5 protein-coding genes are annotated in these 6,594 nt (G+C 50.0%); 1 reads left to right on the top strand and 4 read right to left on the bottom strand.

The window, feature by feature from the left end:
* The first annotated feature begins 153 nt into the window (after positions 1-153).
* The gene (locus C233_RS0114685) at positions 154-549 is read left to right on the top strand and encodes a rhamnogalacturonan lyase family protein (protein ID WP_018668334.1); all 396 of its coding nucleotides are present in this window, start codon (positions 154-156) and stop codon (positions 547-549) included.
* A gap of 3 nt (positions 550-552) precedes the next feature.
* Here C233_RS0114685 and C233_RS0114680 read toward each other — a convergent pair whose 3' ends face one another.
* The 4 genes from C233_RS0114680 to C233_RS0114665 all read right to left on the bottom strand — a co-directional run bounded on the left by C233_RS0114680 (position 553) and on the right by C233_RS0114665 (position 6,580).
* The gene (locus tag C233_RS0114680) at positions 553-1,404 is read right to left on the bottom strand and encodes a histidinol-phosphatase (protein WP_018668333.1); all 852 of its coding nucleotides are present in this window, start codon (positions 1,402-1,404) and stop codon (positions 553-555) included.
* A 38-nt stretch (positions 1,405-1,442) separates the two neighbouring features.
* Positions 1,443-3,332 carry an ABC-F family ATP-binding cassette domain-containing protein gene (locus C233_RS0114675; RefSeq protein WP_018668332.1) on the bottom strand — a complete coding sequence of 630 codons (1,890 nt, stop codon included), beginning with the start codon at positions 3,330-3,332 and terminating at the stop codon, positions 1,443-1,445.
* A 73-nt stretch (positions 3,333-3,405) separates the two neighbouring features.
* Complete coding sequence (locus tag C233_RS0114670; RefSeq protein ID WP_018668331.1) at positions 3,406-4,215, bottom strand: DUF3805 domain-containing protein; 810 nt, start codon at positions 4,213-4,215, stop codon at positions 3,406-3,408.
* A 388-nt stretch (positions 4,216-4,603) separates the two neighbouring features.
* The gene (locus C233_RS0114665; protein WP_018668330.1) at positions 4,604-6,580 is read right to left on the bottom strand and encodes a SusD/RagB family nutrient-binding outer membrane lipoprotein; all 1,977 of its coding nucleotides are present in this window, start codon (positions 6,578-6,580) and stop codon (positions 4,604-4,606) included.
* Positions 6,581-6,594 lie beyond the last annotated feature (14 nt).

Raw genomic sequence — 6,594 nt, 5'->3', positions numbered from 1 at the left:
ATTTTGTATCTTAGCCATATCTTAGTCGGGGAATTTCCCCCGTTTTGGCCTTCAAACCTTATTTGCGGGGGAATACCTAAAGATACAAAAAAGCCAGCTAATTCGCAATATTTTGTGTATGAATTAGTTGGCTGATTTTATATTATTTACTGAATGTCCCTACAAGATGAAATTCTGAATGGCACTAACCTTGCAAAATGGAATGGCAAAGAAGCGGTAACTATCAACAAATTCCCCGGAGCGATGCACTGTAACGGAACAAAGCGGACACCCAACCTCAGCGCCGATTTGTTCGGTGACTGGCGTGAAGAAATCATTTTCTGCGATGCGGAAGACCCCGGCAAACTCCGTATCTATACCACCACCATTCCGACACGGCATCGTTTATACACTTTAATGCACGACCCCGTATACAGACTGGGCATTGCATGGCAAAACGTAGGTTATAACCAACCGCCGCATTTAGGCTTCTACATAGGCGACGGAGTAGAAAATATTCCGTGGCCACAAATGTATATGCCCAATAACCGGAAAAACAACAACAAATGAGCCTTACCCGACTATCGGCATTTCCTGCCAAGCCCCGCCGTACAACTCCATTACAGTTTCGTAACCAGCCTTTTTCAACGCCTGCAATGCTTCTGGGCGGCCGCTGTTTATCCGTTCCGGATAGTGCGAATCGCTGTTTACCTGGACGCGGACGCCTAAGCTATGCAAAAACGAGAAGTAACGCACGTTCGGGAAGAAAGTACCCAAATCGTGATAAGCCTTGGTGTTGATTTCCACCTGGTAGCCGCGTCGGGCAATATCTTCGAAGTACTCTTTGACAAGCGTATCGTACCACGGTTCATCGAGCAGGCCGGGACGGTAACAGGCGGCATTGTAGTGCATCTTGTCCGCATGCCCCACTATGTCGAAGCCTCCTAATTCCAGCATATGCCTCAAACGTCCGTAGTACGAGCGTACCACCCACTCCAAATCGCCGCCGAACTGCCCGTCTACTATTTGCCCGAAGGCATCGGCAGGCACATCTATATCCACCACTTCGGACTTATCATTGTATAACATATGTACGGAGCCGATGCGGTAATCCAGCGGAAGTTCCCGGAAACGGGTGGCGGACGGATTGCTTTCCTCATTCAGGTAATCAATCTCCAAACCGATATACAACTCTATCCGGCCGGCATACTTGGCTCTCAGGCGGCGGAACTCCATAAGGTAATCGTCCATGCGGTCCCACTCCATTGTCCATGCCGTAGAAAAAGGCAACGGGGCGTGGGACGAAAAGCCATACGAAGTAAATCCTTCGCTCAGGGCAAACCGCACAAAGTCCTCCATACCGGCACGTCCGTCACAGTACAGGCTGTGACTATGATAATTCGTCAGATTTCCGCTTCTTCTCATCCTATCGTCTTTTAATCAGTTCATTATCGACCCGAACATCAATTCGGTTCTATTTCGCTCAGCTCCAGCCAACGCATCGTTTTCTCATCAATCAGGTCTGCCAACTCCGGCAGGCGCTTCGACTTCTCCGTCAGTTCATCCACAGACAATGTACCGCTGCACAACGCCTCCTCGATAGACTGCTTTTCGGCTTCCAGCGCGGCAATCTCCTGCTCTAACTGTTCGAATTCGCGTTTTTCCTTGAAGGACATACGCCGCTTCTCGTTCAAACGTACCTTGGCGGTTTTCTCCTCCTGGGCTTTTGCCGCCTCCCTCTCTTTTTCCTTTTCCAGGGAAGCCTTCGCATCTTTCCAGTCGCGGTACTGGGTGTAGTTGCCGGGGAAGTCGCGAATATCCCCCTGCCCGTTGAATACCAGTAAATGGTCTACCACCTTGTCCATAAAGTAGCGGTCGTGGCTCACCACAATCACGCACCCCTTGAAATTCTGCAAATATTCCTCGAGCACATTCAGCGTAACGATGTCGAGGTCGTTGGTAGGCTCGTCCAGTACCAGGAAATTAGGATTGCGCATCAGCACCGTACACAGATAGAGGCGGCGACGCTCGCCCCCGCTCAGCTTATACACATAGCTGTGCTGCGTCTCGGGGGTAAAGAGGAAATGTTGCAGGAACTGCGATGCCGTCAGGCGCTTACCGTTGCCCAGCTCTATCACTTCTGCAATGTCCTGCACTACATCGATGACTTTCATCTGCTCGTCGAACTGCAAGCCGTCCTGCGAATAGTAGCCGAAGCGTACGGTTTCGCCGATATCCAACGTACCGCTGTCCGCCTTTTCATGACCCATAAGTATCTTGATGAAGGTGGACTTTCCCGTACCGTTATTTCCCACGATACCCATTTTTTCATAACGGGCGAAGATATAAGAGAAGTCGTCCAGTATTTTCAAATCGCCGAAAGACTTATAGAGATGCTCCGCTTCGAAGATTTTGCTGCCGATATAGGACGCTTTTACATCCAGTTTCACATTATCGTTGTTGAAGCGCTGCTTGGCTACCTTCTCCAACTCATAAAAAGCCTCCTCGCGATAACGTGCCTTATGCCCGCGCGCCTGCGGCATGCGGCGCATCCACTCGAGTTCCGTGCGGTACAGGTTGTTAGCGCGTTCTATCTCCGCTGTCTTGGCTTCCATGCGTTCCTCGCGCTTTTCCAGGTAATAGCTGTAATTGCCCTTATACTGGTATAGCCGGCGGTTGTCTATCTCGATAATCTCCGAGCAGACACGGTCGAGGAAATAACGGTCGTGCGTTACCATTAACAGGGTGAGGTTGGTACGGCGCAGATAGTCTTCCAGCCACTCGGTCATATCGAGGTCCAGGTGGTTGGTAGGCTCGTCCAATATCAGGAAATCGGGTTCGGTGATAAGCGTATTGGCAAGCGCCACACGCTTCAACTGCCCGCCGGAGAGGGACTTTACCTGCTGGTTGAAGTCGCGGATTTTGAGCTGCGAAAGAATCTGCTTGGCTTTCTGCTCATACTCCCAGGCTTTCTCGTGGTCCATACGCACCAGGATACCGTCCAGCCCGGGATGCCCCTCCGTTTCCATGCAGCGTTCGTATTCCTTAATCAGCTCTACGGTACTGTTGCCATGATGAAAACACGCTTCCAATACCGTCAGCTCCTCAGGATATTGGGGGTCTTGCTCCAGATAGCCTACCCTTATGCCGCGCCTGAAAGAGATGACGCCCTCATCGTATCCTTCTTTTCCGGAAAGGATATTGAGCAATGTAGACTTGCCGCTGCCATTCTTGGCTATGAGCCCTACACGCTGCCCTTCGGACAAGCCCAGGGATATATTCTCGAAAAGTACCAGGTCGCCGAACGACTTGGTGAGGTTCTCTACCTGAAGAATTGAATTTACTGTTGCCAAAGCTTACTGTATTGTATTGAGAGTTGAAAACCAGGAGCCGCCATGCAGACAGCCCCCATTTATAGGATAAAGATTACGAAAGCAGGTTCTTATAGACGTCTGCCAAGTTGCAGGTTTCGCCGGCTTTCACCTTGCTCCATACCAGTTTCATCGGGTCTATCACGGTGTCGTCTGCAAGGTTCAGAAGAACGGGGTCCTCGCGGTTGCCGTCAATCAGCGTACGCCACTCCAATCCGTCCACTTCATTAGCCAGAATGACGCAAAGCGTAATGCCCAACGCCAGCCATGCCTCTTTCTTCTTGGCGCCGATACTGCCGCTATCCATGATTTGCTGCATATTGGCGATATCTTCTTCCTGTCCCTGGAAATCCTTTTTCAGTTGCTCTTTCACCGTGGTGCTCACCCACTCGTACGCCTCGTTTATCCGGTAGATTTCGGAAAGACGTACCGGGATTATTTCCGCCGGGTATTTCCGGTTCGCCAGGCGGGTTTCCAATGAAGCTATTATATTTTCCGCCTCTGCCGCAGCTCCCCCTTTACGTACCGTGAACGAGCATTCGAATGCCACATCGTCTATTCCCGTAACCCAAAGATGAGAGGTGTAATAACCCCCTTCCTCCTCGAACATCTCCTTGCTGTATGCACAGTCCAGGCGACCTACCTTTACGAGCGCTGCCGAGGTATTCTCCTTCAGTTCCTGCTCTACGGCTTCCTTACCGTATGTAGTGTTTCCTTTATAAGCCGATATACGGAAATTACCTGTCCACTCATTAGGGTTATAAAACAGGAAAGAGCCTTCCCCGTCTTCGAATTCGTTCCAGTCTGCCGGATAAACCATAGAGAACCATGCTCCGGGAGAAATAAATTTCTTGCCTTGCTCCATACTCGTATTGACTAATCTTGAATCTGTACCGGAAGTTTTCCTGCCGCAGTCCCTACGGACACTCACGGATTATCGGAGCTGGCAATCAACGGGCTACAATCGGGCTCGTGTGTATCTGCGCAATCTGCGGTAACCTCCGGCATAACTTCTTCCTGCAAAAGTAACATTACCGCCGTTGATATGCAAACAATCGAAACAAAAACAGCCGATTCTCACGAACCGGCTGTTCCAATCATCATCTATGAATGAAGACTATATAGGTCTCCAATATTTTAATCATATCTTAATATCCTACTTTTTCGAGTGCAAAGATAATCAATGAAATAATATGCACATCAAGATTTTAAGATATTTAATTTAACATTCTATAAACCAACGGGGTTATCGTTTACTTAATATAACCGTAGTATTCGCTGTCCGTCGTGCAGTCCCACCAAACCGGGCACGACCATATCGGGTCTGTCATAGCCTGCTTGTTGGATGCTTTCAGTTGGGTCAGGTTATAGTTGCTTTCGTGGGTACTCTGGCTGAAACGGCGGAACCAATAGGTAGGGTCGCTCTTGGAAGTACCTACAATCTTGCTCACGGCAGCAAAATCGTACGGACGGTCATAGTCCACATAGTCATAATCCAAACGGCGCATATCATTCCAGTTCTCTATGTTAATACCCATGGCGATAATCTTCTGGCGCATGATTTCGAACAGGGTCAGGGAGGCTGCATGCTGGCATACGGAAGCGCTGCCCATATACGAGCTCTTGGCATTGTCGGGCATCGGCAACTGGTCCGGATTGGTCGTGCCTTCCGCCTTCCATGCGTTCAGCTTCTCCTGCATACGGTCGAAGTTGGCTTCGATACCTTTACGGTAAGCGCTCAACGCGCCGTCGGTATCTCCCTTGCGGAATAGGACTTCCGCCTTGATAAAGCACATTTCAGAATAAGTAAGGATATCGGAGTCCGAATTGGGACGTGCGTAGAACGTACCCGTACCGCCTACGTAATCGTACTTGGCATCCGTATAATAATACATATCCGTAGTGCTCCGTCCGCTGTTTGCCATACCGTTGGAACGTAAATTCACGTAAATGGTATCGCCCGCACGTTTATAGTCCTTGGTATTGCAATAAGCGGAGCCTTTCTGGTAAAGCACGGTCACCGTGTTTCCGTCCACCGTCGTTTCGTGTATGGCACGGGCATCGGCAATGAATTTCGCCTTGGTGTCGTTGTCTGCCTTGGACAAGTCGTAAGTTATCGCAAAGCCGTTCTTCTCCTTATTGTAACCGGTTTCCCCACCCGTTACGAACAATGCTGCCACCGGACCTCCGTCCGCACGTGTAGAGGAGTGTATCACGTCTACCCCGGCATCGCGTGCCCAGTCGTAATTCCCGGCAACGATTTTACCGTCTGCATTCAATCTTACATTCTTCATCATGGCAGGAACCAGCTTGGACAAACGGGGGTCGTCCAGCCCCGAACCGCCTGTAAACTTATTAGTAAGCAGGTTAACATACCAGCGCGTCAGGCGTTGCGTCCCGCCGTATCCGGTACAGTCCCAGACTACGGAAGCCTGGTAAGGGTCGCTCACCGTGAAATTGACTTCATCGCCCTCTACGTTATAATGTTTCATAATGGTATTGTCATCATTCGACTGGGGAGCTGCGTTCAGTGCGGCCAAAATGGCTTCCGGGTCGTACATATCCGCTTTCTTAGACAGTTTCAGCAGGTAACGGGCTTTCAGACCGTAACACAATTTAAGCCATTTGGAGACTTCTCCGCCGTTCCACAAATCGCCTTCACTCAATGCCGGGGCAATGGCATTCTGCTGTTTGCCGAAATTCTCAATGGCTTTATCCAAATAGCCCATGCAAAGCTCGTACATTGCCTTACCGTCGTCGTAAGCCGGGTCGGTCTTGCCTATGAATGCTTCGCGCACCGGCAACTCGCCGTGCAAATCGAGCATCATCATAAATCCCATAGCTTTGATACAGTAAGCTGCGCCTTCGTAATGATAGGCTCCTTCCGCCTCCGCCTTATCAATCAATGCCTCGATGTTTACACCTGCACCCAGATAAAAATTCTGGTAGATAGTGGTACACGAGCTTTGGGCAGGATTCCACGACGACAGCAGGCTGTTGGCAGCCGTACCGGAAGTCTGCGTCATAATGCCGGCAATCGTATTGGTACGCATGCTTGCCGTACCCCACGCATAAGCGTAATAGTTCTGTATCCACGGCAGACGGAGCTGCGGCGATACGGTTTCGGCAACCGGATTATCCGGGTCTGTATTCACATCCAAGTAGTCCTCGCAAGAAGACATTCCGAACACAAGCGCCAAGCCAAGTGCAATATGTATTAGTTTCTTCATACTCTTATCTTTTT

It is taken from the genome of Bacteroides gallinarum DSM 18171 = JCM 13658 (genome assembly GCF_000374365.1).
GTDB lineage: Bacteria > Bacteroidota > Bacteroidia > Bacteroidales > Bacteroidaceae > Bacteroides > Bacteroides gallinarum.
The sequence above is the reverse complement of the archived record's forward strand: the minus strand, read 5'-3'. Positions and strand labels throughout refer to the sequence as shown.